The 26283-nt window shown below is 66.1% G+C and carries 22 protein-coding genes; 10 read left to right on the top strand and 12 right to left on the bottom strand.

Features of this window, described 5'->3' with window-relative positions; genetic code table 11:
- Window positions 1-17 precede the first annotated feature (17 nt).
- The 3 genes from L2Y97_RS00885 to L2Y97_RS00875 all read left to right on the top strand — a co-directional run bounded on the left by L2Y97_RS00885 (window position 18) and on the right by L2Y97_RS00875 (window position 1920).
- Window positions 18-1280 (top strand): RNA polymerase sigma factor, encoded by a 1263-nt coding sequence (locus tag L2Y97_RS00885; protein ID WP_247431738.1) that lies wholly within the window; start codon window positions 18-20, stop codon window positions 1278-1280.
- A gap of 68 nt (window positions 1281-1348) precedes the next feature.
- Window positions 1349-1624: a YlcI/YnfO family protein gene (locus tag L2Y97_RS00880; protein WP_247431735.1), complete on the top strand. Its 276-nt coding sequence runs from the start codon at window positions 1349-1351 to the stop codon at window positions 1622-1624.
- Entirely contained in the window at window positions 1621-1920 is a 300-nt protein-coding gene (locus tag L2Y97_RS00875; protein WP_247431733.1) for a type II toxin-antitoxin system RelE/ParE family toxin, read from the top strand. Before L2Y97_RS00880 ends, L2Y97_RS00875 begins: the two co-directional genes overlap by 4 nt.
- A 6-nt stretch (window positions 1921-1926) precedes the next feature.
- On the opposite strand, the gene L2Y97_RS00870 is transcribed toward L2Y97_RS00875, so the two are convergent.
- The 6 genes from L2Y97_RS00870 to modA all read right to left on the bottom strand — a co-directional run bounded on the left by L2Y97_RS00870 (window position 1927) and on the right by modA (window position 6681).
- Window positions 1927-2403 carry a T6SS immunity protein Tdi1 domain-containing protein gene (locus L2Y97_RS00870; protein ID WP_247431730.1) on the bottom strand — a complete coding sequence of 159 codons (477 nt, stop codon included), beginning with the start codon at window positions 2401-2403 and terminating at the stop codon, window positions 1927-1929.
- Between the two features lie 39 nt (window positions 2404-2442).
- Window positions 2443-3588, bottom strand: a complete 1146-nt coding sequence (locus tag L2Y97_RS00865) for a serine hydrolase domain-containing protein (RefSeq protein WP_247431727.1) — start codon at window positions 3586-3588, stop codon at window positions 2443-2445.
- Entirely contained in the window at window positions 3585-4529 is a 945-nt protein-coding gene (locus L2Y97_RS00860; protein ID WP_247431724.1) for a lysylphosphatidylglycerol synthase transmembrane domain-containing protein, read from the bottom strand. Before L2Y97_RS00860 ends, L2Y97_RS00865 begins: the two co-directional genes overlap by 4 nt.
- A 61-nt stretch (window positions 4530-4590) precedes the next feature.
- On the bottom strand, window positions 4591-5256 hold the full coding sequence (locus tag L2Y97_RS00855; protein WP_247431721.1) for an ABC transporter ATP-binding protein: 666 nt from the start codon (window positions 5254-5256) through the stop codon (window positions 4591-4593).
- Window positions 5253-5927, bottom strand: a complete 675-nt coding sequence (gene modB, locus L2Y97_RS00850; RefSeq protein ID WP_247431718.1) for a molybdate ABC transporter permease subunit — start codon at window positions 5925-5927, stop codon at window positions 5253-5255. Before modB ends, L2Y97_RS00855 begins: the two co-directional genes overlap by 4 nt.
- Window positions 5928-5934: 7 nt before the next feature.
- On the bottom strand, window positions 5935-6681 hold the full coding sequence (gene modA / locus L2Y97_RS00845; protein ID WP_247431715.1) for a molybdate ABC transporter substrate-binding protein: 747 nt from the start codon (window positions 6679-6681) through the stop codon (window positions 5935-5937).
- Between the two features lie 147 nt (window positions 6682-6828).
- On the opposite strand from modA, the gene L2Y97_RS00840 reads away from it, so the two are divergent.
- The 5 genes from L2Y97_RS00840 to L2Y97_RS00820 all read left to right on the top strand — a co-directional run bounded on the left by L2Y97_RS00840 (window position 6829) and on the right by L2Y97_RS00820 (window position 13667).
- Window positions 6829-7815 carry an HlyD family secretion protein gene (locus L2Y97_RS00840; RefSeq protein WP_247431713.1) on the top strand — a complete coding sequence of 329 codons (987 nt, stop codon included), beginning with the start codon at window positions 6829-6831 and terminating at the stop codon, window positions 7813-7815.
- Window positions 7812-9239, top strand: coding sequence for an efflux transporter outer membrane subunit (locus tag L2Y97_RS00835; RefSeq protein ID WP_247431710.1), 1428 nt, complete (start codon window positions 7812-7814; stop codon window positions 9237-9239). Before L2Y97_RS00840 ends, L2Y97_RS00835 begins: the two co-directional genes overlap by 4 nt.
- The gene (locus L2Y97_RS00830) at window positions 9236-10846 is read left to right on the top strand and encodes an MFS transporter (RefSeq protein ID WP_247431707.1); all 1611 of its coding nucleotides are present in this window, start codon (window positions 9236-9238) and stop codon (window positions 10844-10846) included. The genes L2Y97_RS00835 and L2Y97_RS00830 overlap by 4 nt, the downstream gene beginning before the upstream one ends.
- A gap of 143 nt (window positions 10847-10989) precedes the next feature.
- Complete coding sequence (locus tag L2Y97_RS00825) at window positions 10990-11322, top strand: DUF2946 family protein (RefSeq protein WP_247431704.1); 333 nt, start codon at window positions 10990-10992, stop codon at window positions 11320-11322.
- A 47-nt stretch (window positions 11323-11369) separates the two neighbouring features.
- The gene (locus L2Y97_RS00820; protein ID WP_247431702.1) at window positions 11370-13667 is read left to right on the top strand and encodes a TonB-dependent receptor; all 2298 of its coding nucleotides are present in this window, start codon (window positions 11370-11372) and stop codon (window positions 13665-13667) included.
- A 4-nt stretch (window positions 13668-13671) separates the two neighbouring features.
- Here the strand turns inward: L2Y97_RS00820 and lanKC are convergent, their stop codons facing one another.
- From lanKC to L2Y97_RS00795, 6 genes are all read right to left on the bottom strand, one after another.
- Window positions 13672-16347, bottom strand: a complete 2676-nt coding sequence (lanKC, locus tag L2Y97_RS00815) for a class III lanthionine synthetase LanKC (protein ID WP_247431699.1) — start codon at window positions 16345-16347, stop codon at window positions 13672-13674.
- A 154-nt stretch (window positions 16348-16501) separates the two neighbouring features.
- Window positions 16502-16633 carry a hypothetical protein gene (locus L2Y97_RS22330; protein WP_256452067.1) on the bottom strand — a complete coding sequence of 44 codons (132 nt, stop codon included), beginning with the start codon at window positions 16631-16633 and terminating at the stop codon, window positions 16502-16504.
- 206 nt (window positions 16634-16839) lie between these two features.
- Complete coding sequence (locus tag L2Y97_RS00810; protein ID WP_247431696.1) at window positions 16840-18183, bottom strand: sensor histidine kinase; 1344 nt, start codon at window positions 18181-18183, stop codon at window positions 16840-16842.
- 12 nt (window positions 18184-18195) lie between these two features.
- Window positions 18196-19566 carry a sigma-54-dependent transcriptional regulator gene (locus tag L2Y97_RS00805; protein WP_247431693.1) on the bottom strand — a complete coding sequence of 457 codons (1371 nt, stop codon included), beginning with the start codon at window positions 19564-19566 and terminating at the stop codon, window positions 18196-18198.
- A gap of 10 nt (window positions 19567-19576) precedes the next feature.
- Entirely contained in the window at window positions 19577-21961 is a 2385-nt protein-coding gene (locus L2Y97_RS00800) for an ABC transporter permease (protein WP_247431691.1), read from the bottom strand.
- Window positions 21958-22722: an ABC transporter ATP-binding protein gene (locus tag L2Y97_RS00795; RefSeq protein WP_247431688.1), complete on the bottom strand. Its 765-nt coding sequence runs from the start codon at window positions 22720-22722 to the stop codon at window positions 21958-21960. Before L2Y97_RS00795 ends, L2Y97_RS00800 begins: the two co-directional genes overlap by 4 nt.
- A gap of 322 nt (window positions 22723-23044) precedes the next feature.
- On the opposite strand from L2Y97_RS00795, the gene L2Y97_RS00790 reads away from it, so the two are divergent.
- A complete protein-coding gene (locus L2Y97_RS00790; protein ID WP_247431685.1) occupies window positions 23045-23854 on the top strand; it encodes a BUD32 family EKC/KEOPS complex subunit in 810 nt (269 codons plus the stop codon).
- Window positions 23855-24060: 206 nt separating this feature from the next.
- The gene (locus L2Y97_RS00785) at window positions 24061-26238 is read left to right on the top strand and encodes a glycoside hydrolase family 3 N-terminal domain-containing protein (protein WP_247431684.1); all 2178 of its coding nucleotides are present in this window, start codon (window positions 24061-24063) and stop codon (window positions 26236-26238) included.
- Window positions 26239-26283: the final 45 nt, after the last annotated feature.

Below are 26283 nucleotides of genomic sequence, written 5' to 3'. Positions count from 1 at the left end.
TGCTGTCATCCGTCGCCATGGCAGACCACGTTCATCGCGCGATCGACGCGATCTGGAAAATCGAATCGCCCCGGCTTATCGCCACCATCGCCCGCATGGTCCGCGACCTCGACCTCGCCGAGGAGCTGGCCCAGGATGCGCTGGTCGCGGCCCTCGAACAGTGGCCACGCGATGGCGTGCCGCGCAACGCGGGCGCCTGGCTGACCCAGGCGGCGAAGCACCGCGCGGTGGACCGTATCCGCCGTGAGCGCATGGCCGGCCGCAAGCTCGAAGCGCTCGGCCAGGATATGGAAGGCCTGCTGGAATCCCATGACGACGCCCTGATCGATGCGCTCGACGACGATATCGGCGACGACATGCTGCGGCTGATCTTCACCGCCTGCCATCCGGCGCTATCGGTCGAAGCCCAGGTGGCGCTGACCCTGCGGCTGCTGGGCGGCCTGACGACCGATGAAATCGCCCGCGCGTTCCTGGTACCCGACGCCACGGTGGCGCAACGCATCGTCAGGGCGAAGCGAACCCTGGCCGGTGAAGCCGTGGTGTACGAAGTGCCACGCGGCGACGAGTTAAAGGAACGCCTCGTCGCTGTGCTGCGCGTGGTCTACCTTGTCTTCAACGAAGGGTATGCCGCCACGGCGGGTGAGGACTGGATGCGGCCGGGGCTGTGCGAAGAAGCACTGCGCCTGGGCCGCATCATCGCCGAGCTGATGCCTCGCGAGGCAGAAGTACACGGCCTAGTCGCGCTGATGGAAATCCAGGCCTCGCGTGCCGGCGCACGCACGCGGGCCAATGGCGAACCCATCCTGCTCATGGACCAGGACCGCGGCCGCTGGGATCGCCTGCTTATCCAACGTGGCCTGACGGCATTGGAGCGCGCGGAAAGACTCGGTGGCGCCCGCGGACCGTACGCGCTGCAGGCCGCGATTGCCGCCTGCCATGCCCGCGCACCGCGCGGTGAGGATACCGACTGGCGGCGCATCGCCAGCCTCTACGCGGAGCTCGTGGATGTCATGCCCTCGCCCGTGGTCGAGCTCAACCGTGCGGTCGCCGTCTCCATGGCCGATGGTCCGGGCCCTGCCCTGGCGATCGTCGACGCGCTGATCGACGAGCCGGCACTGAAGGACTACCACCTCCTGCCCAGCGTCCGCGGCGATCTGCTGTTTCGCCTTGGCCAGTTCAACGCCGCCCGCGAGGCCTTCCTGCAGGCAGCGGGCATGACGCGCAACGAGCGCGAGCGGCACCTGCTGGAGTCGAGGGCGGCCGCCTGCTCGCGGGCCTGAGCGGGGGCGATACGGCGTTTGACACGTCGTGCTACATTGCATCGCAATTGCAATGCACGAGGCGCGTCATGAAAACGGCAACGATTCCATCGATCCGCGTTGAACCCGCGTTCCGCGAGCGCGCAGAGTCGGTGTTGCGCGATGAAGAAACGCTCTCCTCGTTCGTGGAGACCGCCCTGACTGAAGCCATCGAACGCCGCACCATGCAGCGGGACTTCATCACCCGCGGGCTTGCCTCACACGCGAAAGCGGAAAGCACGGGCATCTACCACTCGGCTGAAAGCGTACATAAAGAGCTCGCCGAACGACTCGGCCTCAGCGGGCAGAAGAAAGGCAAGGCATGAGATACGAGGTCCGTTACACGGACGAAGCGCGCGATGACCTGTTCCGATTGACGAGCTTCCTTCGCGACGTGAGCCCGGACGCCGCGGCTCGCGCGCTGGAAACGATCATCGGAGCGACAGCGATCCTCGAACAGTTTCCTTTCACGTGTCGCAAGGCCGACCCGACCATGCCCTTTCATCGCGAGCTGGTCGTACCCTTTGGATCAGGCGGATACGTGGCGCTGTACGCCATCGGCAAGAGCCACGTGTCCATCATCGCGATTCGCCACCAGCGTGAAGACGATTTCTTCTTCTGATCACCACTAGTGCGTGATGTCGATATTGACGTCGGTGCCGTCGGGGACATCCTGCAGCTGCTGCAGCACTGAACCGGTGAGTTCGAAATGTTCGCGCGCGGGCACCGGGTTGAAGTTCTCAACCGTATACTCGCCCTCGGCGAATACCGGCAGCGTCACGTACGTATAGCATTCGCCTTCGGCGCATACCTTGCCTGCGTCGATCAGTGCTTCGATCAACGGCGGCAGCAACCATTCATCGGCGATCTCTTCGCGAAGCAACTGGTTGAACGCATCCACGTCATCTGCCACGCGCTCCACTTCCGCCGTACCGGTGTTCAGCCAGTAAATGCCACCTTCATCGGCCTCGTAGAACATATCGCCCAGCGCGGTGAACAGCAGCGGCGTGAATGCATCGCCGATGCACCAGCTCCACGACGCAGCGAGGGCGTCAATGGCGTCTTTATCGGGCGTGCACGTGAGTTGATTCCAGGAAAGGGGCATGGCGGGGAGGCCTGGGGAGGGGTGCGTGGATTGTACCCCCTACCGGTCGGCGTCGACCGCCCGGGTGACCGCCCGTACGAAATCGCTGCGCGCCATGGCTTGCGCATCGTCCGTGGCAACCGGCCATGCCGCCAGTTGCACGATCACCAGATGACGCGCCGGATCAACGTGCAGCAACTGGCCGAAGATGCCGATACCTGCGAACGCGCCGTTATCCCATGTCCACCATTGGTAGCCGTAACCACGGCCGGCTATGCCGATATCGGCGTGCTTTTTCGTGGCATCGGCCAGCCAGCCATCCGCGAGCACCGCGTGGCCACCGGCCCGCCCGCCATCCAGCAGGAACTGGCCCAGTCGGGCGTAGTCGCCCAGGGTCGCTGAGACGCCCGAGCCACCGGCTTCCGTTCCGTCCATATCATCCTTCAGCCACAGCGCATCATTCGCCATGCCGTACGGTTTCCAGATTTTCTCGGAAAGGTAGGCCGCGAGTGTCTTGTGCGTGGCACGGTTGACCAGGATGCCTATGAGATCGGTTTCGCCGGTCTTGTAGACCCAGCGCTCGCCGGGCGCAAATTCGCGGGGCAACGGTGCCATGTACGTGACGAGCAGGGGCTCACCCGGCACGCGCCGGCCTTCGTACATCTGCGCGACATCCGAATGCGGATCGCTGTAATCCTCGTTCCAGCGCACGCCCGAGGTCATCGTGAGCAACTGGCGCACGGTCACGTCCCGGTACGCGCCCACCGCCAGTTCGGGGATGTAGCGCACGACCTTGTCATCCAGCGACTGGATGCTGCCATCGCGCAACGCGGCACCCACGAGCGTGGACGTAAACGACTTGGCGACCGAGAACGACGTCCAGCGCGTGTGCGCATCGGACCCGAGGCCATAACGCTCAAGGCGTACCTTGCCATCCTGTACCACCATCACACCGGCAACGTGATGCGCGGTCATGTAGGCGTCGAGCGTGGTGCCGTCGTCCAGCACCGGTGCGATGGGCCGGCCGGATGGCAAGGGGTGCGCCACGCCGTGCTTGACCACGTTGCTCGCGTACTGCGTTTCCATCGCGCGGAAATTGGCTTCCCGCTGGGGCTGGTTCCAGAACAGCACATCGGTACGGCGGGCATGCTGCGACGCGCAGCCGGCAAGCAGTGCGGCGCAGGCGATAGCGAAAAGAGCCTTCATGCAGTCTTCCGTGTGCGCCGGCGAAACTCGAACCCGCCCAACGCGATGGACGCAAGGATAAACGGCCCGAAGCCGTAGATAACCCGGTAGGCCAACAGCGCCGCCAGCACCTGCGCGCGTTGCTCCTGCGGAAACGCCGCAAGGGTCAGCGCCTCGAAGGCACCGATACCGCCGGGCGTATTGCTGATGATGCCCGCGAGTACCGCGCCCACGTAGATGGGGGCGAAGTCGAGGAAGCTGCCCGCGATCTCCGGAGGTAAAAGCAGGTACATCGTGAGAATGGCGGCGACCATTTCGACGATGCCAAACAGGATCTGCGCAGCGGCCGAACGTGCGGAAGGCACGGGCGTGGTGAACTTCCACACCTTCAGCTCATCGTGCTTGCCGGCCAGCCAATGCAGCAACAGCACGAACGCGACGACCAGGCCCATGCCAAGCCAGCGGCCCCACTCGTTCGCGATCGAAGGCTCCAGCACCAGTGCGATACAGGTGACCGCCGCAAAGCCCATGCCGACGGCGAATCCGACCAATCCCACGACGCGGGCCACATCGGCGGCGCGCACGCCTTGCGTGGAAAGCATCCGGTAGCGAAGCGCCGTACCGGTGATGGCATGGAACCCCAACGCATTGCAGATGGCATGGGTGGTGGCCCCGGAGAAGATCTTCATCTTCATCGGCACCTTGCCAGGCACCACCGTTTCCACGGCGAACACATCGTAGGCCGTGAGGCAGGCCCAGCTGGTCAGCGCCGCGCCGATCGAACCCAACACGTGCCAATGCGGAATGCGGGTGAGCGCATCGCGCACGTCATGCCATGCCATCTTCGCGATGTAACGGTGCAACAGGAATGCCGCCGCACCGACAATGGCCAGCGTGATGCCGTACTTCAGGGCGCGGGCGGCCATGGCCTTGCCCGGGCTGGTCTGGCTTGGCTCTCTCAACGGTTGATCCGCCCCGACACAATGGGGGCCGATGATAGCCGAGCCGGTTTGCTTCCGGTGTTCACGCCACGACATGGCCATCGCGGATCTCGATCGTATGCCCTTGCAGGGCGTCGACATCCGCGGGGTCGTGGGTGATGACCAGCAACTGCAGATCCAGCCGCTGTTGCAGCGCCAGCAGCTCCGCCCGCATGCGCCCGCGCAAGGCAGGGTCCAGCGCGGCGAACGGTTCATCAAGCAGTACGAGCCGTGGCTCGCCCGCCAGCGCCCGCGCCAGCGCCACGCGCTGGCGCTGCCCCCCGGAGATGCGCGCCGGGTAACTGTCGGCCACGCCGCCCAGTTCGAACAGATCCAGCAGGTGGCTTACGCGCGCATCGCGCCCGCGTCTTGCGGGATTGAGCCACCCGCGATGCAGCGAGAAGCCGATGTTCTGCGCGACGGTCAGGTGCGGAAACAAGGCGTAGTCCTGGAAAACGTAGGCGACGCCGCGTTCGCGCGGCGGTAACGCCACGCCCGCCCCGGCGTCGTACAAAGTATGGCCATCTACACGTACGTGACCTGCATCCGGCAGAAGCAAGCCAGCCATGGCACGCAGGGTAAGGCTCTTGCCAGCCCCCGAGGGACCAAACATCACGATGCGGCGGGCATCCGTAGCGAATGCGATATCGAGGTCGAAATGTCGCTCGTCATCGCGCAAGGCCTTGCGGATCGCGATATCCACGCTCATGGGCGGCTCCGGCGCTGGTGATCCGGCGCCAGCCAGCCGGCAAGGAGCAGCGCGACGACGCACGTCACCGACGTGACCGCCACCATCACGGCCGCGCCACGGTCGTCGCCCGCCTGTACGGCGGCGTAAATCGCAACGGAGAGTGTCTGGGTGCGCCCGGGCAAGTTGCCCGCGATCATCAAGGTCGCGCCAAATTCGCCCATGGCACGGGCGAATGCCAGCAGCGCGCCTGCGGTGATGCCCCGCGCGGCCAACGGCAGCGAGACCCGGAAGAACACCGCCGCTTCGCGCAGCCCCAGTACCCGTGCGGCGTTTTCCAACTGGGGATCGACGGCCTCGAAAGCGGCGCGCGCCGCCTTCTGCACCAATGGGAATGCCACCAGGGTGGAGGCGATGACTGCCCCCTGCCAGGTGAAGACCAACGCGATGCCCAGGCTATCCAGCCACGCGCCGAACACGCCGCGACGGCCCAGGAGCACCAGCAGGTAGTAGCCCAGCACCGTCGGCGGCAAGACGAGTGGGAGCGTCAGGATGGCGTCGACCACCTCGCGCGCATGCGATCGCCAGCGCGAAAGGCCAAACGCCACCGCCACGCCCAACACAAGGTTAAGGGCGGTCGCCCACAGGGCGACCTTCAGCGTGAGCAGCAGTGGCACCCAGAGCGAGCCCACGTGCTGCTTACGGCGCCTCGAAGCCGAAACCGGCCAGGATGCCGCGGCCTTCCGCCGACTGCACGAAGGCTTCGAACGTGGCCGCGTCTCCAGGCTGCTTCGAACCGGCAACAACGGCGATCGGGTAGGTGATCGGCTTGGGCGTGGGAACCGTGGCAGCCACCTTCACCTTGTCTTTCATGATGGCGGCATCGGTCGCGAACACGAAGCCGGCATCCACCTCGCCGCGGGCCACGTAATCCAGGCTCTGGCGCACGTTTTGCGCCAGCACGCCCTTGGCCGACACCGCCTCCCACAAGCCCTGCTGCTCAAGCGCGGCCTGGGTGTACCGGCCGACCGGCACCGACGCCGGGTCCCCGTAGGCCACGCGCTTCACGCCAGCGGCCTTCAGATCGGCCGGGCCATGGATGGCGGCCTGGCTATCATGTGGTACCACCAGTACCAGGCGGTTGGCGGCAAAATCCTTTCGGGTCGCCGGATCGATGGCCTTGGCGGCTGCCGCCTTGTCCATGGCCGCCTGGTCGGCGGAGGCGAACACATCCGCCGGTGCGCCACTGGTGATCTGGCGTAGCAGCACGTCCGAGGCGGCGAAGTTCAGCACGACATGGGTACCCGGGTGCTTCGCCTCATAGGCCTTGCCTACGGCCGTGAAGGCATCGGTCAGGCTGGAGGCGGCGGATACCACCAGATCGGTAGCAGATGCGCCGGAAACGCCGGCGAGCAACAACAACGCGACAAGCGGGCGAAAGCGCATCGTGGGAGATTCCGGCAGTGGGGTCGGCGAGGACTATACGCGCGGCGGTAGGGCACGGAAACCGCGGGCTCGAACGGACAAGGATCTCCAAGCCAGCCCTTCGTGCGGGTGGCAGCGTGGCGGGACCGAACGAGGGTTGTGGCCCACATGAAAGTCGCCTTACGCATCATTGGTGCCCTGCTGGTCATCGGCACCCTCGTCGTGCTGCTCTTCGCGTGGCTCGATCGCACCGAAACGACCACCGATGCGTATGTCACCGGGCGCATCCATCCGGTCGCACCGCGTGTCACCGGCACGGTCACGGCGCTGTACGTGGATGACAACCAGCACGTGAAGGCCGGCGATGCCCTGCTGTTGCTGGATACGCGTGACTTTGACGTGCGCGTGGAGCAGGCGCGCGCGGATATCAATCGCGCAAACGGCCAGGTGGCGAGCGCCCAGGCCCAGATCGCCCAGGCCCAGGCCGCCATCGTGGCAGCGGATGCCACCGTCAAGAAAACCGGCTTCGACCTCACCCGCGCCAGCGAGCTGGTGAACGAAACGCCGCGCGGCATTTCGAAACAGGAATACGACGCGGCACGCGCCGCTTCGGATTCGGCGAAGGCGAACAAGAACAGCACCGAGGCGGCCAAGGTGGCTGCCGAAGCGGCGCTGGAATCTGCCCGGGCACAGGTCGCGACCGGTGAGGCCGCGTTGCACGATGCACAGCTTGCCTATGGCTATACGAAGGTCATCGCGCCGGTCAGCGGGTACGTCGGCCGCCGTACCGTGGAAGTAGGCGCGCGGGTCAGCGCGGGCCAGACCTTGCTCGCGATCGTATCCGACCAGGTCTGGGTGGTCGCCAATTACAAGGAAACCCAGCTGCACGGCATGAAGCGCGGCACCGAGGCGCGCATGACGGTGGACGCCCTGCCCGGCATCACCTTCATCGGCCATGTCGACAGCATCGCACCGGCCTCGGGTTCGCAGTTCGCACTGCTGCCGCCGGATAACGCTACCGGTAACTTCACGAAGGTGGTCCAGCGCGTACCGGTGAAAATTCTCTTCAGCGACGATGACCTGCGTCGCTACCGTGAGCGCCTGCCGCCCGGTCTTTCCACGATCGTGAAGATCCGCGCGGGGGACACGAAGTGACGCTGGCGCGCGCCGCGTGCGTGCTGTGCGCCGTGGTGCTTGGCGGCTGCGTGCTGGGGCCTGATTACAAGCGCCCGGAACGGCCGGCGCCGGCCGCGTGGCAGCACCCGCCAATGAGCCAGGGCGAGTTGCCGGGCCCGTGGTGGTCGCTGTTCGGCGATGTTGAGCTGGACCGGCACATCGAGGCGACGCTCGCGGCCAACCAGGACTTGGCCGGTGCGCTTGCGCGATACGACCAGACCCGTGCCCTGCTTGGGGTGGCTCGTGCGGATGAGTTCCCCCAGGTGTCGCTCGACCCGCTGTACCTGCGCGGCCGCACCTCTGGCACCGTGTCGAACGCCCTGCCCGCACTTGAGACGACGCTATACCGGGTACCCGTGGATGTGTCCTACGAGGTAGACCTGTGGGGCCGCGTTCGTCGCAGTGTGGAAGCGGCGCAGGCCGATGTGGAAACGAACGCCGATACCATCGCCGCGCTGCGGCTCAGCCTTTCCGCGACCACGGCATCGACGTACTTCTCCCTGCGTAGCGCCGATCGCGACATCGATGTACTCGTGCGGACGGTGAGCCTGCGCGAGGACGCGCTGAAACTGGCGGATCGCCGTGCCCACGCAGGCGTGGTCGGTGACCTGGATGTGCTGCGTGCACGTGCTGATCTCACCCAGACCCGCGCCGACCTGGCTGATGCACACCGCCGCCGCGACAACCTCGAACATGCGCTCGCTGTGCTGGAGGCGCGCGATGCGCCCGACTTCCATGTCGTGCCACGGACATGGACTCCCACGGTACCGGATGTGCCCACCGGCGTGCCGTCCACCCTGCTGACGCGGCGCCCCGATGTCGCCAGCGATGAACGCGCACTGGCGGCGGCAAGCGCCCGCATCGGCGTGGCACGCACCGCATTTTTCCCATCGGTGCAACTCACCGCCTCCGCCGGCTTGTCCAGCAACGATGTGGGCGACCTGACGGCGCGGGATAGCCGCCTGTGGGGCATCGGTCCCTCGATCCACCTGCCGATCTTCGAAGGGGGCCGCAACCAGGCCCGCCTCGAAGCCGCCCAGGCCGCCTATCGCGGCGCTTACGCGCGCTGGCGGCAGGACGGTATCGAGGCATTCCGCGAGGTGCAGGATGCGCTGAGCGACAGTGCGTGGCTGCAGGAACAAGGCACCGCACTCACTGCCACCGTCGATGCCGCAACCGCTGCTGCCAAGGTGTCGCGTTCGCGCTACGACCGCGGCCTGGCCGGCTACTTCGAAGTCGTGGATTCCGAACGGCAGGCACTGGCCAGCCAGCGCGCCACGATCCAGAACGACCAGCAACGCCTGCTTACGGCGATCTCGCTGGTAAAGGCGCTGGGCGGTGGCTGGAAAGAGGGGGATCCCGTGCCACGCCAGCCCGAGGCCAGCGCGTCGGTCACTCCATGAACGCCGTCGCCGCACCTACGGCGCAAGCGCCCGCCACGTCACCGTTGCCCTGGCTTGGCATCGTGGCGGTGCTGATTGGCGCCATCGCCACCACGCTTACCTCACGCCTGACCTCGATCGGCCTTTCCGACGTGCGCGGCGCCGTAAGCGCGGGGTTCGACGAGGGCGCGTGGATTCCGACGGCATTTGCCGCATCACAAATGTTCATCGGCCCCCTGGCCATATTCCTGGGCCGCGCCTTCAGCCCGCGGCGCGTGTTGTTGGCCGGCTGCGTCGCGTACGGTGTCGCCGAATTCCTCATACCCTTCGCCCCGGACCTGCGTAGCCTGCTGGTGCTGCAATGCATCGCCGGCCTAGGCTCCGGCACGTTTATTCCGCTCACCGCCTCGTTCATCCTGCTGAGCCTGCCACGTTCGTTATGGCCATGGGGCCTGGCCGCGTATGCGATGAACATCATCCTTGGCCTCAACGTCGCCAGCTCCCTCGAGGGCTGGTACGTCGAGCACGTGCAGTGGGCGTGGATCTTCTGGCAGAACACGCTGGTCGCCATCCCCATGCTGTTCCTTTACTGGTTCGGCCTGCGCCGCATCCCCATCGATTGGGATTACCTGCGCGGTGGCGACTTCCGCGGCATGGTCACAGGCGCCATCGGCTTTACCCTGATTTACATAGCGCTGGACCAGGGCGACCGGCTCGATTGGTTCTCGTCGTCATTCATCGTGGGCGTGCTTGCTGCAGGCATCATTGCCCTCGGCCTCTTCTTGCTGCACGAGACGACGCTGCCTGCGCCGAGCGTCGATTTTGGCCTGCTTATCCGCCGTAACGTCATGCTGTGCATCCTGCTCGTACTGTGCACACGCTTCCTGGTCACATCCAGCAACACGCTGGTGGCCAACTTCCTGATCCAGGTGCGCGGCCTCCGCCCGCTCGAGGTGGGGAACGCGTTGCTGTGGGTAGCCCTGCCCCAACTCATCATCGCGCCCACGGTCGCGTGGCTGCTCAACCGGATCGATGCCCGGTTTGCCATCGGCGTTGGCTTCGCCATCGCCACGGCGGGCTTTCTCCTCGCCACCGGCATCACTTCCGAGTGGGCCGAAGGTGACTTCAAGGTGGCGCTACTCCTGCAGGCGGTGGGTGAAACGCTGGAGCTCACGGCCGTGGTCTACTTCTTTGCCCACCACGTGGGGCCCACCGACGGCATTACCTTTGGCGCGATCATCCAGACCGCGCGCTTGTTCGGTGGCGAGCTGGGTACGTCGCTGATCATCTCCTTCACCCGCAAGGCCGAGCAGTACCACTCGAACCTGATTGGCCAGCACGTGCAGGGGGATTCCCCGCTGACCGATGCGCGCCTCAATGCCTATGCCACCGCGGTGGGGCACCTTTCGCAGGGCACCGGTACGGCCGAGGCGCGCGGCGCCGGGCTGGTAGCTGCCGCCATCCGCGGGCAGGCGTACACCTTGTCGATCCTGGATGGTTTCCTGCTCGCCAGTTGCGTTGGCACGGTCGCCATCCTGATCGTGCTGTGCCTGCGCGAACCGCCCGCAGTCGCCACGCCACCGGCCGTGCCGCCGTTGCCCGATCCGGCGGCCGCCAGGCGTACGTAAGCACCGCAGGTCGGCGGGGAGCGACACCGTGTCGCATTCCGTTAACCCCGGTCCGTGCCATCATCCCTGGACCCGGGTCCGGGGTTTGCAAGAGGGGACGCCACGTGCGTCGTAGCGCGGCAAGGCAACGATGGTGGGGATGGATGGCGCTGGTCGCCGTCTGGCTCGCCGCGCTCGCCCCCACGCTCTCGCGCATCGACGCGTGGCGTTTCCCCGACCTGGGCGCGTGGTGCGAAGCCGCCGATGCCCCTCATCATGGCGACGAGGGTGCAGGTGCGCACGACGATGGCGGTGCCGCCTGCGGCTACTGCACGTTGTTCGCGCACCACCCGGGCCTGGCGGGTGCCATTCACGCCGGCGGGGTACCCGTACTTTCCCTCGATGGCCTTGAGCTGACGCCCCCCAACCGCGCGTTCAGCCCGCAAACCATCTTCCACACCCACCCACGAGGTCCGCCGGTCGCCGCGCACGCCTGATCGCCATCGATCCCGCTGTACGCCACCGACCTACGGACTTTGACCCCATGCCTTTCCTTTCCAACGAGGGACGCGCGCTGGCGCGCGCCATCGCCTGCGCCTTAAGCGCTGGCACGTTTGCCGCGCACGCCACCAGCACGCCCGATCTTCCGCCCCCCACGACCAATCTGCACGAAGTGCGGGTTTCCGCGACCAGCCACGGAACGGCGGTGGATCCCGACATGCCGGCCGCCGTGGAGACGATCACGCCCGCGAAGCTGGAGCGGCTGAACATCGTCAATACCGAGGACGCGCTGAAGTACCTGCCCGCTTTCGGTATCCGCAAGCGTTTCGTCGGCGACGAGAACGCCACCTTCTCCGTACGCGGCACGAGCAACCAGCAAAGCGCTCGCGGGCTGGTGTACCTCGATGGGTTGCTGCTCTCCAACCTGCTCGGCAATAACTGGGCGAACCCACCACGCTGGTCCATGGCTTTCGCGGAGAACCTGGCACGTATCGATGTCATCTACGGCGCCTACTCGGCCTTGTACCCCGGTAACAGCATTGGCGCGACGGTCGTGATGACCACGCGCATGCCCGACAGGCTCGAAGTCACCGGCGATGTCCAGGCGTTCACCCAGCATGTCCATACCTATGGCGTGGACCGGGACTACGGCGGCAGCAAGCAGAGCGCCACGATCGGCGATCGCAGCGGGCGCTTCGCCTTCCTGATAGGTGTGTCTCACCTGCAGTCCAACGGGCAGCCGCTGGTTTATGCCGTGCAGAATCGTTCCACCACCGTGGGCGTGAACCGCCCCGTCACTGGCGCGATCGGTGACACCGGGGCCACCGGGTTGCCACGCGAAGTGCTCGGCATCAATGCCGAAGGCCAGGAAGCGACGAGCCAGGACGAGGCCCATGCGCGGTTGACCTATGACGTGACGCCCGAGCTCACGGCCGCAGCCACCCTGGGCTACTGGAAACAGGACCTGTCGCACCGTACGGATACCTTCCTGCGCGATGCGACCGGCAACCCTGTCTGGTCGGGACCGGTAAGTATTGATGGCCGCCAGTACACGCTTCCTACCAACTTCTTTGCGCCGTCGACGCGACAAAGCCGCAATTACCTGTACGGCCTTTCCCTCGGCACGCACCGCGATACGGGCTGGAACGTGGAGGGCAACGTGTCGTACTTCGACATGGACCAGAACCGCGACCGCACGGCGAGTGGTGTGACGTATGACGGCCCTGGCCTGCTGACCGCGGGCGATGGCAGCCGCTGGCGCACCCTGGATATCCGGGCGAGCCACACGCCCGACAGCATGGCCCCGAACACGCACACCGTGAGCTTTGGTTACCACTACGACGGCTACCGGCTGGATAACGCAACGTACGCACTCGACGCATGGCGTCGCGGTGATGCAGGCGCGCTGACGACATCCAATGGCGGGAGCACGCAGACGCAGGCGCTCTACGTACAGGATGCCTGGCAGTTGGCCGAACGGTGGCGCCTGACGGCGGGTGCGCGCTACGAGCAGTGGCGAGCCTTCAACGGGACCCGCGCGACGGCGACGGCCAGCACCGGCTACCCGGAACGCAAGGAAACACACACGTCGCCCAAGGTATCGCTGGCTTATGCGGCCAGCGATGCGCTGACGCTGCGCTTGTCAGGCGCCCGCGCGTACCGCTTCCCCACCGTGAACGAGCTGTTCCAGGGTACGTTCAACGGCATAAGCCTGGTCAACAACGACCCGAACCTTAAGCCAGAGAACGATCTCTCGCGCGAGCTCTCTGCCGAATGGTACCGGCGGAACAGCGTGACGCGGTTTACCGTCTTCCGCAGCGATACGCGCAATACGCTTTTCAGCCAGACCGATACGACGGTGTTTCCCAATGTCACCAGCGTGCAGAACGTCGACCTGGTTCGCACGCGCGGCGCCGAGGCGAGTTACGACAGCACCGGCGTTTTCATGCCTTGGCTCGATCTCACGGCCAATGCCGCCTATACACAGGCGACGACTGTACGGAACCACCGCAACCCGGCGTCCGAAGGCAAGCAGTTCTATCGCATACCCCGCTGGCGGGCCAACCTGGTCGCGACGATGCACGCAAGCGAAAGCGTCGCGCTGACGCTCGCCGGCCGCTATTCCGGCCGGCAGTACAACACACTCGACCACAGCGATATCGATCCGGATACGTTCGGTGGCGCCAGCGATTTCCTCACCTTCGATGCGAAGGTCGGCTGGACGGTGAGCGAGCATGTGGCGCTGAGCGTGGGTGTGGATAACCTGACCAACCGCCGTTACTACGTGTATTACCCTTACCCCTCGCGCACGTGGCTGGCGGAGGCGAAGTTCCGCCTGTAGCGGCTCATGCCGCCACGCAACGCGATTGCGTGGCGGCGGGCATGGCCTCGTCAAGCATGAACGACGCCGCGCCGCCTTGCGTGAGACGCAGGAGGAAGCTTCCGACGCCTGCGTTGCCCGTGGCGAGGTCGCACGAAACGCGTGCCAGTTCGGCACCCGGCACGGCGAAGCCCTGATCGCGAGGCAGGAGGAACGGTTCGATCCCGCATGCAACGCTGCGAGCATGGTCCATGTACAGCGCCGCGCGGTCGGGCACGAACACGGCAAGATCGAGCAGGGTTTCGCCCAGGCCGGCCAGGCCATCGAACACACCGGGGCGAATCGCATGCCTACGGAAGAGATCTCGCTCGGTAGCGACGATCGCCTGGCGGTAGCGCGCGTCTCCCGTGCATGCGTAGAGCCTGGCGGCGACGGCGAGTACGCCGGCCGTCCCTTCGCGCAGGTAAGGCAATACCGTGCCCGAGCCGACCCACGCCGGCCAGGAGCTGGTCCCATCGATCCCCGGCACGGCCTGTGCCAGGTCAAAATCGAGCGCACGGCGCGATGCGTCGAGGTAACGCTCCTCACCGGTCGCCAGGTGGAGATGCAGCATGAAGAGGGCGATGCCACTTGCCCCGTAGCCCAGGCCCAGAGGCTGCCGTTCGCCGACTGGCCAATGCAACAGGCCGTTACTGACCTCAGCGCGCGCCAGCAACAGCGCGCCAGCCTCGCAAGCGGCCGCCAGGCACGACCGTTCGGCGGTAGCCAGCCACGCTTTCAGCCGTGCCATGCCCCAGCCCGCGATACCGTCATCGAGCCCAGGGTCCTCGCGTACCGCGCCCTCCAGTGGCGTGCCGCGGAGCAGGGTCATGGCGAGGTCGGATTCGCATGCGTCGAACAATGTCCACGCGATGCCACCTGCGCCGCCCATCAGGCCCCCACCCAGTTCACGCTGGCCCCGCACGCCGGAACAAAGCCACGGCAGCAGGTTGGATGGGGCACGCATCCCGAGCCGCTGGTACGCGTGCAACACGCCGGCTGCCCCGTGCGCTACGCCGTATGGGTGCGACTCGAAGATTTCAGGCCCTGCTGGCACGAAGCGGTCGTGACGTGGCGCCAGGGCCTGATGCTCCAGGTAGGCAAGTACACGCTCACCGGTGCCTGGTGCGGGCACGCCAGGCCGGGCCCGGTGTGGCACCGGCTGCGTGTCCCGCGGCATGGCCACGACGGCTTCGCGCAACGTCGCCATGGCCTTTACGGGGTCGGGACGGCGCAGCGGATCGGGATGAGTCAGGGCAACCACCATGTCGGCGTATGCCTGCGGATACCCCAGGTCTTCCACGAACTGCGCCAGGAAGCGGGACAACGCACCGGCGTCAAGCGCGAGCAGCGCATTCACCGGCGCGCAAGCCGCGAACAGATTGGCACCGAAGGCATACCGATCGGATGCGACGGCCGAACCATGCGTACTACGCGATGCATGGCGTGAAGCGAAACCTGGCGTCCATGCATTGGCGACCGTGTCGAAGTCGTGTTCGACCGCCGTCTCCAGATCGATTAGTCGCACGCTACCCGCAGCGTCGACGATGATGTTGTGGAATGACAGGTCACCCACCGAGATGCCTGCACCGTGCACGCGATCGAGTGCCGCGGCGAACGATTCGAACACACGGCACAGGTCGTCGAAGTACGCGGCGACGTCGGCGCGCGATGGCTCGATGCGCAGCGCTGGATAGCGACGCCCCAGCCACAGGCGGAGCGTCTCACCCTCGAGCAACTCCTCGGCAAGGAAGCTGTGCTCCCATTCGCGAAAGTAGGCGATGGGCCGTGGTGCTACGCCGTGCGGGGCCAGCCGGCGGAGTAGCCTGAACTCCTTGCGCAGGCTGGCCGTCGCCGGTTCGGCGGCGCCGATATAGTGACGCGCCTCCTTGATCACCACGCGGCGCCCTTCGTAGAGATCATCGGCGATATAGACGCCACCCGCCGCCGAGAATGCGAGGGCCCCAAGGGGCCGGAACCGGCCGCGGCATAGCAACGGGGCATCCCCATCGCCGCCTGCCTCACTACCCAGGGGGTCGGCGAGCCAATCGGGCACGCGGTAACGTGGCTCGCGATCATCCGGCTCCGTGCCGCCATCCGGCCGACGCAGGAGCCACTCCCGGCGCCCGCGACCATCCACCCGATAGTCGCTCAACATACCCCCATATCGGTACGACACGATGGGACAGTGGGGGTGCCTTCGATCCGTAAGTACGTGTGGGCCCACATAACCGCCCAGTGCCTCGGCAAGATCGTCCAGGATCCGATGAAACATCCGCAGGTCGGCGGGGTAGACCGTGACGAATTTCCCTGCCCCGCCCCTTGGCCAGCGCTTCCCATTGATCGCCCCGAGCAGGCGGAGGTCACCCGCGAACTTGAACGCCACGTCGTTGGCCACGAGGATCGCGGTCGTGATCGCAAGCACGATCCTTGCGGTCGCCGCGACCGATGCCACGTGAATCTTCCAGCCCTGGACGGGCAGCCGGCACGCCGGTGGCTGCGCCTGGAGCCATGGGCCTGAGCGCTGCAACGTCCATCCCGCGGGGAGCTGGCGGCCCACCATGTCTGCGAAATCGTCGGGCGCGATGGGGTGGCGGGCGTACGGTTCAAAAAATTCGGCATCCACCGCGGTGTATGCCCACAACTGCCTGTGTCGCTCCATGCGGTGCCTATCCTCGTCCGGAGCGGGCCCAGGCCCCGTACCGGCCCGGACGCCGGTACGGGAGCCTCTGCCTCCCGTTGACTGACAAAGCGCCTGTGCCAGGTGGGAACCGGGCACAGGGCGCCTCTCGTACCGCTCGTGAGCCAGTGCCCCGTTACCCTTCGCCCGAATCGGCGGGGCCCGCGATGCAACCCGCGCCGCTATACGAGCTTCCCAGGTTGGTTTCGATGCCGGGTACTTCCCGGCCACTCGTGTCGAGACCCTGGAGCAAGAGAATCGGATGCATGGAGGTCTCCTTGACCGGTGCGTGCGCAACGCCGGAAGTGCGTGTGCGGGGCGAATCTAGGTTGCTCCGCGTTTCGCGCACAATCGGTTTGCCACGCCTCGAAAGCTGCGGATGGCCGCATGCGGGACCTTTCCACGACCGAGGTCCGATTCCGGTCACGCGGCGCGTCCGGAAGCGGACAGCCCTGTCCGCTTCCGGACGCCTGGTCACGTGGCCAGCTTTAACCGCACCGTCGCAATAGCGCCACGCGCATCGGTACGGTTGGCAAGCCCGACGGTTCCCCCATGGGCTTCGATGATGAGCCGCACCAGGCTCAGTCCAATGCCGGATCCTTCGTGCTTGGTCGTGAAGAACGGCACGAACAAGGAATCGCTGACCGGGAGCCCTATGCCCTCATCCACGACCTGGATACAGGCCTCGCCGGCCTCGGCCTGCCAGTCGATATGCACGCCACCGCCGGTTAGCAAGGCGGATTCCGCCGCGTTGCGCATAAGGTTGATGAACACCTGGCCCAGCTGGTCTTCGTCGCCATGCACGCACAGGGCAACCCGGCCGTCGATAACCACCGGCACGCGCCGCTCCAGTTGCGCCAGGCGCGAAAGCGCGATGTCCAGTCGGAACGGCTGCACGGACAACGGTGGCAGGCGAGCCAGCATGCCGTATCCCCCCACGAAACGCGCGAGCGAACCCGAGCGCCGCGCAATGGCTTCCAGGCCGGCATGCAACTCGACCTGGGGTATATCCGCTCCGTGCCGCTCAACCAGCCGACTGAGCGTATCGGCGAGTGAACCGATGGGCGTGAGCGAGTTGTTCAATTCGTGGCTCAACACGCGCACCAATCGCTGCCATGCGCGGTGCTCCTCTTCGCTGAGTACGGAACTGAGGTCGTGGAGCATAACGAGCGTGTGCTGGCGACCTTCGCTGTACCAGGTAGCACGGCGCACCGCCCAACGGCCGGTCGCCGTGGGAAAGCGGTGCGCGAACACACTGCCATCAGGAGCGTCCATCGCCTCGGCGAAACCCAGCATGGCCGGAGCCATGCCGACGACAGCCTTGCGCTCGGCACCCACCAGGCGCCTGGCGGCCGGGTTGATCAAGCGAATGGTGCCTTCGCCATCCACGACGATGACTGCGCTGTGCAATGCGACCAGTGTCTTGCCAAGAAAGCGCGATGCCGCCGTGCGTGCGAGGCGACCATGGCGTAGCTCATCGGAGAGTTCGTTCACGCCCGCGATCAGCCCTTGCAACGGGTCGTAACCCGGACGGACGTGGCCGCGCAGGCCATAGTCGCCTTCCCGAAGCGCACCCAACAAATCCGAGACCGTTCGCAACGACTCAAGAATACGCCGGCCGCCAATCCACCCGACCAGGAGTGAGCCGCCGACACCTGATGCGAGCAAGACGGCGCGCACAAGCGGTGGCGCCGCCGGATCCCATGCGACGGCGAAGGCGGCGGCGGTCACCGGGGCAATGAAACCCAGCGCCCAAAGCGCGGCGCCCAGTGCAGGGGTGGGGCCAAAGCTCGGCAGCGGCGGTGGATCGCTAGCCACGACGCCTGCTCCTTACTCCACCGATTCGAAAGGATCTTTCAAACGCCGCTTGTCGAGGCGGCGATAAAGCGACTGACGCGAAATGCCGAGGGCGTCGGCCGCACGCTGCAGGTTGTTGTCGTTCCGCTCGAGTGCCTGCTGGATCAGCAACTCCTCTGCCTCCGGCAGTGTGATGCGATCGAGCAGGAGCGGGGCATCGTCCTGGCGCTGCAACGCCAACGCATCGAGGTCGATCTCGCCTCCTGTCGTCGCCAGCACGGCGCGTTCGATCGTGTGCTCGAGTTCGCGGATATTGCCCGGCCAAGGGTAAGCGCGCATGGCGCGCTCGGCGAATGGTGACAGCCGGGCGGCATCGCGCCCGAGCCTTCGGCATTCGCGGAGCAGGAAGTGGCGCGCGAGAGGGATGATGTCTTCCTGACGTTCACGCAACGCGGGCAGCCGCACCTGCATCGCATTGAGTCGGTAGAGAAGATCCAGGCGAAAGCGGCTCGCCCGCGCCGCTGCTTCCAGATCGGTGTTGGTCGTGGAAATAACCCGCACATCTACCCGCCGGGTCAACCCGGAACCGTGCCGCTCGAGCTCACCCTCCTCCAGCACACGCAACAACTTCACCTGCTGGAACACGGGAATCGTGGAAATCTCTTCAAGCACCAGGCTGCCACGGTGCGCGAGTTCAAAGCGACCGGGCCGCTGCCACGATTCGTCGCCAAACATGTCGTCCATGAACCGCGCTTCGGGCAGGCTACCCATGTCGACCCGGATGAAAGGGCACAGGGCGCGAGGGGAGTGTGCGTGGATGTCCCGGGCCAGCATGGACTTTCCCGTACCATTTTCACCCAGCACGAGCACGTTCGCATCACCGGCGGCGATACGATCGACCAGTTCAAGCACGCGGCGCATGGCGGAGGATTCCGTCATGCACACGCCATCCGTTCCAGCTCGGTGGAGTGCGCATTCCGCGCGCAGTCGGCGGTTCTCCTCGCTCACGTCATGCAGGTTCAGCTGTGCCCTTAGCGTATGCAGCAAACGGTCGCGGTTCCATGGCTTCTCGATGAAATCCGCGGCACCCCGATGCATCGCCTGCACCGCCAGGTCAATACTTCCCCATGCGGTCATCACCACCTGCGCCATGCCTGGCGCCAGCTCGCGCAAGCGGGCCACCAGTGCAAGTCCTTCGTGGCCGGAGGTCGTGTCCGCGGTGTAGTTCAGATCGACCAGGGCACAGGAGAACGCCTGGCTCGCCGCGATCGCACACGCGGACTCCGGGGACGCGGCCTCGACAACGCTGAAGCCTTCGCTTCGCAACAGCATGCTCATGGCCAGCCGTATGTCGGCGTGATCGTCGATGATGAGGATCGGAGCATGGGTGGGAGGGCTGTTCACGGGATGTACCTCAGTGGTCTCGCATCACGTACAACGGCGCGGTGGCCGCCGATCGCCAGGCAGGTGACAGGGCGACGGCCGACGCCATGAACAACATCGCCACGGCGACGACCAGCGCAGCGGCCATATCAAAATGCGCATCGGGGGCGAGCGCGGCAGGCGGCCATCGGCTCCAGGCGAACGCCGCCGCAAGCCCCAGGCCAATACCCTGTGCTCCGCGCGCGACACCGCGTGCAAAGCACATACCCAGCAAATCCGACGGCGTCGCTCCCAGCGCGGCGCACAAGGCAAGATCCCTGTGCCGTGAAGCCACCTCGACACGTTGCGCCGAATACAAGCCGACCAGGCTGAGGCATAAGCCGAGGCTGGCAAACAGCGTCGCGAGCCACGTGTCGCGCTCCATCCCGGCACGCGAATCGTGCCAGGCCCGCGCGAGCGATTGCGGGCGCTCAAGCACCAGCCAGGGAGCAACGGCCCGCACCGCGGGATTAAGGTCCATGCTCGCCGCGGCGGCGTCGCTGGTTCCACGCACCACGACGTAATACGACAGCAAGCTGCGATAGGCGGCAAACTCCGCACCCGGAAGCTGTGCGAACGGCACAGTGACCCAGGGGCGCGGTGCGTCGGCGGGGCCAGCATCACGTGTATCTGCCACGACGCCCACGATGCGTAGTTCACGGTTTCCCAGGCTGCGGGAAACCTTGCGGATCGTTGTACCGAGGCCTGCGCCTGGCATCGCGGCGAGGAATGCGCGATTGACTACGGCGACCGCGGGTGCATCCGCCGAATCGCTGCTGGTGATGTCGCGCCCAGCCAGCAAATGCAGCCCCTGCGCAGCACGCGCACCGGGCGTCGCCAGGGCGAACTGCGTTTCCATCGGCTTGCCATCGGTGCCGGCGAACGCCACGTTGAAGCTGGTTCCTGTCGGGAGCTGGGTCGTCACACCCGCGCTGGCCACGCCCGGCAACTCAGTCGTCTGCCGGGCGATCGCCCACGCCGCCTGCGCTACCAGCGTCACCGCGTCGAAATGAGTGGAATCCAGGCGGAATCGCGCGGCCGCGGCGCCTGTCGCATCGAAGCCCGGTGCCACATCCTCCAGGCGCAAGACCTGCATGGCGCGTACGACGCACAAGGACAGAAGCACCGTGGCAAGGGCCAGTTGCATCTGCACCATCGCCACCCTGATGGCACGCGCCGTCACCCGTTCGTTGTATGGGTAGCCTCCCGCGCCTCGCGTCCTCAGCAGGGCATCGCCATGTTCGTGCAGCGTGCCCCCGATCGCGGCAAGCGCCGTAGTGGCGAGTGCGGCGATCCCCGTTGCGACATACACGCGCCAGCCTATGGGGAGTTCCCCCGCATTGACGCGCCAGCCATCGGGAATGTAGCTCTCGCCCGACCGGACGAGCATGTAGCCCAGCACCATACCCGCCCCCAGGCCCACGGCGCCGATCACTCCGGCCTCAATGACCGCCGGGGCCCACGTTCCCCATGAGCCCGCCCCCAGTGCCCTGCGCAGCGCGGTTTCACGGCTGCGCGCGAGCGCACGGGCGAGCATGAGATTGGCAAGATTACCGGCCGCCGTGGCGAGCACGAGCACGGCACAGGCGAGGAAGAACCACAGGCCAGGCGCACTCACCTGAGTGAGGGCATCGTTGATGTAGGTGGCACCGAAGCGACCCCTGTTCGCGCCGCCACCGTGAGGCGGTGCGGCGCTTCGCAAATGCGCGACAAGGCCGTCCGGGGACACATCCGGCGCAAGCCGCGCGAGGGCCAGGTAGTTCGGTACGCTTGCCGACGCGCCCGGGACGAGCCGCAACGGAAGCAACAGGTCCACTTCGTCGAACAAGCGGTACGCCGGTGGCAGAACTCCTACGATGGGAAGCGTGCGCCCATCGACGACAACCGTGCGACCGGTCAGGTTCGGCTCGCCACCGAACCATGCCCTCCAGAGCCGCCATGACAGTGCGACGCCGTCGCGGCCTCCTGCTTCCAGCGCCAGCGTCCCAGCCGAAGGAGTCACGCCAAGGGTCGGCAGGAAGCCCGGATCCACCCGCTGGACGGTGAGCAACCCTGCATGCGGGCCACTGCGAACGCTCGCGCGCTCGATGCTACGTGCCAGGCCACGGGAGAGAACGCCTTGCGGGGAACCCGTAGCGTCGTACAGGGACATGGACAAGCTACGGGGCGATGCCGGGCGGACAACCTCACCGTAAAGAACCACGTCGGCGTGGTGGCCGAAAGCCGGCGGCGTCAGTAGCAATGCATCGATCAGGGTAAACGTGGCAAAGAACGTGGCCACGGCGAGGGCCAGCGTGGTGGCGCCCAGCACAACATGGCCTGGCCGCTGGAACAGCCGCCTGCAGGCGCGCAACACGCTGGCCGTGCGCTCATTCATGGGAAAATTTCCATCGTGCGCCGCTCATCCAGACCGCACTCCGCTTCGTGCTGCCGTTGGTGGAACGTCGCCTCATCCACCACGCGGCCATCGAGCAGGCGTACGGTCCGGTCGGCGGCGGCGCTGAATCGATCGTCATGGGTAACCATGCAAATCGTGGTACCGGCCGCGTGCAGCCGACCGAGCAAGGCCATGACATTTTCGCCATTGCGCAAGTCGAGGTTGCCCGTCGGTTCATCGGCCAGGAGGATCGCGGGCTCGCCCACCACGGCTCGCGCCACCGCGACGCGCTGCTGTTGGCCGCCCGAGAGCTGCCCTGGGTAATGCCCCATGCGATGCGCCATGCCGACGCTCGCCAACGCGTGAGCGGCGCGCTCCAGGCGCTCGCGGCGCCCTATCCCCGGGCGAAACGTCAGCGGCAACGCCACGTTTTCCGCCACCGTCATGTCGGCGATGAGGTTGAACGCCTGGAAGACGAAGCCCACGTGCGCGTTACGCAGGAAGGCGCGCTGCCGGCGTCCGAGCCCAGCCGTGGGCTGGGCAAGGAATTGCATCTCGCCCCGGGTTGGCTGATCCAGCAGGCCCATGAGCGACAGCAAGGTGGTTTTCCCGCACCCCGACGGGCCGGCAATCGCCACGAATTCGCCACGGGCGACCGCGAGATGGATATCGGTGAGCACGTGATTCTCGATGGCGCCGGCCAGGAACACCTTGCCCACACCGCGCATCTCGATCACCGGGGGAGCGTTAGGCGGACGCATGCACGACCTCGCTGGAGCGCGGCCGCTGGGTAGGCGGCGGAACCTCCACCATAGAATCTGTCGCGGCCGCGCCAAGAGTGCGCGAAGGCGTAATTCGCACTCTTGCCGATTCGGCGCAGTAGATGCCGGAGACGGGCTCTTCCTTAACGGTTTCCTTACGGCAGGCAAAGCCCATACCGACGGATGGGTCGAATTGCTGTACTGCAAAGCTTACAATTAGCTTACGGGGGGAGAGCGGCATAGCCGCCACATGTCTCGTGGCGTGACGGGCAGACCACAGCGCGGGGGCGCGGGGAAATCCGGCACGCATGGAGTTTCACTCATGGTCCAACGGTTTTCCCTGGGCGGCCGCACCGCCTGGCTCAAACGATACGAAGCGGATGGCTGGCTGCGCCCTGCCCTTGTCCGGCTCTGGAACAGCCTTGCGGCGCGCCTGGAGCTCGATGCGCTCCGCTCCCCGCCACGTCACGCCGGCGAAGATGCCAAGCGCGTCGAATCACGACGAATCGAAGCCCTTCGCGCCTGCGGCGCGCCGGTCCCGCGCATTCTTGGCGAAGGCCCGCGCAGCCTCATCCTCAGTGACATGGGCCCTACCCTGGCACACCGGCTGAAACGCCTGGAAAGCGCGAACGACGCCGATATCCTGGTGCGGCAGACCGCGCACGCCATCGGCGAGCTGCATCGGCACGGCGGATATCTTGGCCAGGCGTTCGCACGCAACATCACCGTGGGCGACCGTGGCGTGGGCTTTATCGATTTCGAAGAAGATCCCAGTGAGATCATGACGTTGCCGCAAGCTCAGGCACGCGACTGGGTCATGTTCACCACGGGTATTGGCCGGTATTACGTCGGCCGCATGGATGTCCTCTCCGAACTGATCCGCGAAGAAGCCGATGGCATCTCGCCGCAGGTCGCCCTCGAAGTGCACCGTATCGCCGGTAAGCTTTCGTTCCTTGAACGCGCCGGACGCCTGTTTGGCCGCAAACTCGGCACGATGGGGGCAGCCATAGGCGCGGTGCGCAAGAGCTTCGCCGCTGCCGCTATCGCCGCCCTGATGGTCGATGTGCTCAGCGATGGCGACTGCGACATGCTCACGGCCGTGGTCGAAGCGGTACGCCACGTCGCAACGTAGGCCGTCACTTCGATCGCGAACCCCCCGCGGCGATCGCGGCGGGGGACGTGGCGCAGGCGTCTTCACCTCCGTGAAGCCTTTGGGCGCCAAGGCCGTAATCGTTTACGTGTAACGTCATTTACGTGCCCACATCGGGTCCGGTTACCAGTATCCTTGCCCGCCGTAGCGTCTGCTGACGCCGCCGTCATTCCCCGCAAGGCAAACCCATGACCTCCAGCTCCCGCATCGAAGCCCTCATCGCCCGCATGACCGTCGAGGAGAAGGTCGGCCAGCTTGGCATCTTCGCCGATGCCGTCCGCCCATTTGCTCCCGATATCAACCCGGAAGCCAATGCGCGCGATGCCGCTGAAGTGCTTGAGCAGGTGCGGGCTGGCCGCGTGGGTTCGCTGTTCAATGGCGTGGGCGCGGCGGAGGGGCGCGAGGCCCAGCGTGTAGCCGTGGAAGAGAGCCGTCTTGGCATCCCCCTGATATTTGGTTCGGATGTCATCCATGGCATGCGCACCGTGTTCCCGATTCCCCTGGGCGAAGCCTCCACGTTTGAGCCAGACCTGGCCGAACGCACGGCCCGCGCTACGGCCGTTGAGGCCACGGCGGCCGGCATCCACTGGACGTTCGCGCCGGCGGTGGATATCGCACGCGACCAGCGCTGGGGCCGCGTCGCCGAGGGTGCAGGCGAAGATGTCGTGCTGGGCTCGGCGTTCGCCGCCGCGCGCGTACGCGGCTTCCAGGGCAACGACCTGAAGGCGAACGACTCGCTGCTGGCCACGCCCAAGCATTTCGCCGCTTATGGCGCCGTCATGGGTGGCATGGAATACAACCAGGTGGACATCGCCCCGCAGACGCTGCGAGACATTCACCTGCCGCCCTTCAAGGCGGCGATCGATGCTGGAGCGCTCACCATCATGAGCGCCTTCAACGATATCAACGGCGTGCCCGCATCGGCCAACCGCGAGCTGATGACCGACATCCTGCGCGGCGAATGGGGGTTCAAGGGTTTCGTCGTTTCCGATTACACCGCCGACATGGAACTCATCGCGCACGGCTTTGCGGAAGACGAGCGCGATGCTTCGCGCCTGGCATTCCTGGCGGGCGTAGATATGAGCATGCAGAGCGGCTTTTACGCAGCCAGCTTGCCCGACCTGGTCGAGAAGGGCGATGTGCCCATGGCCGTCCTTGACGAGGGCGTTCGTCGCGTCCTTGCGGTAAAGGATGCCATTGGCCTCTTCGACAATCCCTATCGCTCGCTTGATGCGGCGGTCGAGGCCGATAGATCGAAGGATGCCGCGCACGCTGAGCTCGCGCGGGATGCGGCGCGGCGCTCTATCGTCATGCTGAAGAACGACGGCGCACTGCCCCTGAAGAAAGCGGGCCAGAAGATCGCACTCATCGGCCCGTTCGGCGCGGATGTGGATAACCTCGAAGGTTGCTGGACGTTGTTCGGCGACAAGAACCGCCACGTGAACATCGAAACCGGCCTGCGCGATGCGCTGGCCGATGTCTCGTCGCTCGAAGTCGTCGCGGGTTCCGGCTTCGAAGACGCGATCGAAGGCGGCATTGAAGCCGCCGTTGCCGCCGCGAAACGTGCCGACGTCGTCTTGCTGGCCATCGGCGAACCACAAACGTATTCGGGCGAAGCCCAGGCGCGCACGCAGATCATCGTCCCGCCGGCGCAGCAGGCGCTGGCCGAAGCCGTCGCGGCGGCGGGCACACCGGTCGTGGTGTTGCTCAAGAACGGCCGCGCACTTGCATTGACCGGTGCGGTGCGCGAGGCGAACGCCATCCTCGTCACATGGTTCCTGGGTAGCCAGACTGGTCCGGCCATCGCCGATGTCGTCTTCGGCGACTACAACCCCTCGGGCCGCCTGCCTGTCAGCTTCCCGCAGGACAGCGGCCAGGAGCCGTATTTCTACAACCACCCGCGCACCGGTCGCCCCGAACTGGCCGACCAGCCGCCGGCCTTCAAGGCCCGCTACCGCGAGGTCACGTTCGAGGCGCTTTATCCGTTCGGCCACGGCCTGAGCTACACCACGTTCGATTACACGCCGCCCGTCGTGAAGGCGCAGGTGGGCTGGAACGAGACGATCGTGGTCACGGCCACGGTGACCAACAGCGGCGCGGTGACCGGCGAAGAAGTGGTCCAGCTCTACGTCCACGATCGCGTCGCCAGCCGCGTGCGCCCGGTGCGCGAACTGAAGGCGTTCCGCAAGATCCTGCTAGCCCCGGGTGCCTCTGAAGAGGTGTCGTTCGAACTCGAGCGGCGTGATCTCGCGTTCACCCATCGCGACGGCCGCACGTTCGAGGCCGAGCCGGGCACGTTCGATGTATGGATCACCCGTTCGTCGACACAGGGCGAATCCGCATCGTTCGTCCTTGGCAAGCCCTGAAGGCACACGCCTTCAACGCCCCGCCACGCGGCGGGGCGCATACTG

Origin of the sequence: Luteibacter aegosomatissinici, from assembly GCF_023078495.1 — a bacterium.
GTDB lineage: Bacteria > Pseudomonadota > Gammaproteobacteria > Xanthomonadales > Rhodanobacteraceae > Luteibacter > Luteibacter aegosomatissinici.
The sequence above is the reverse complement of the archived record's forward strand: the minus strand, read 5'-3'. Positions and strand labels throughout refer to the sequence as shown.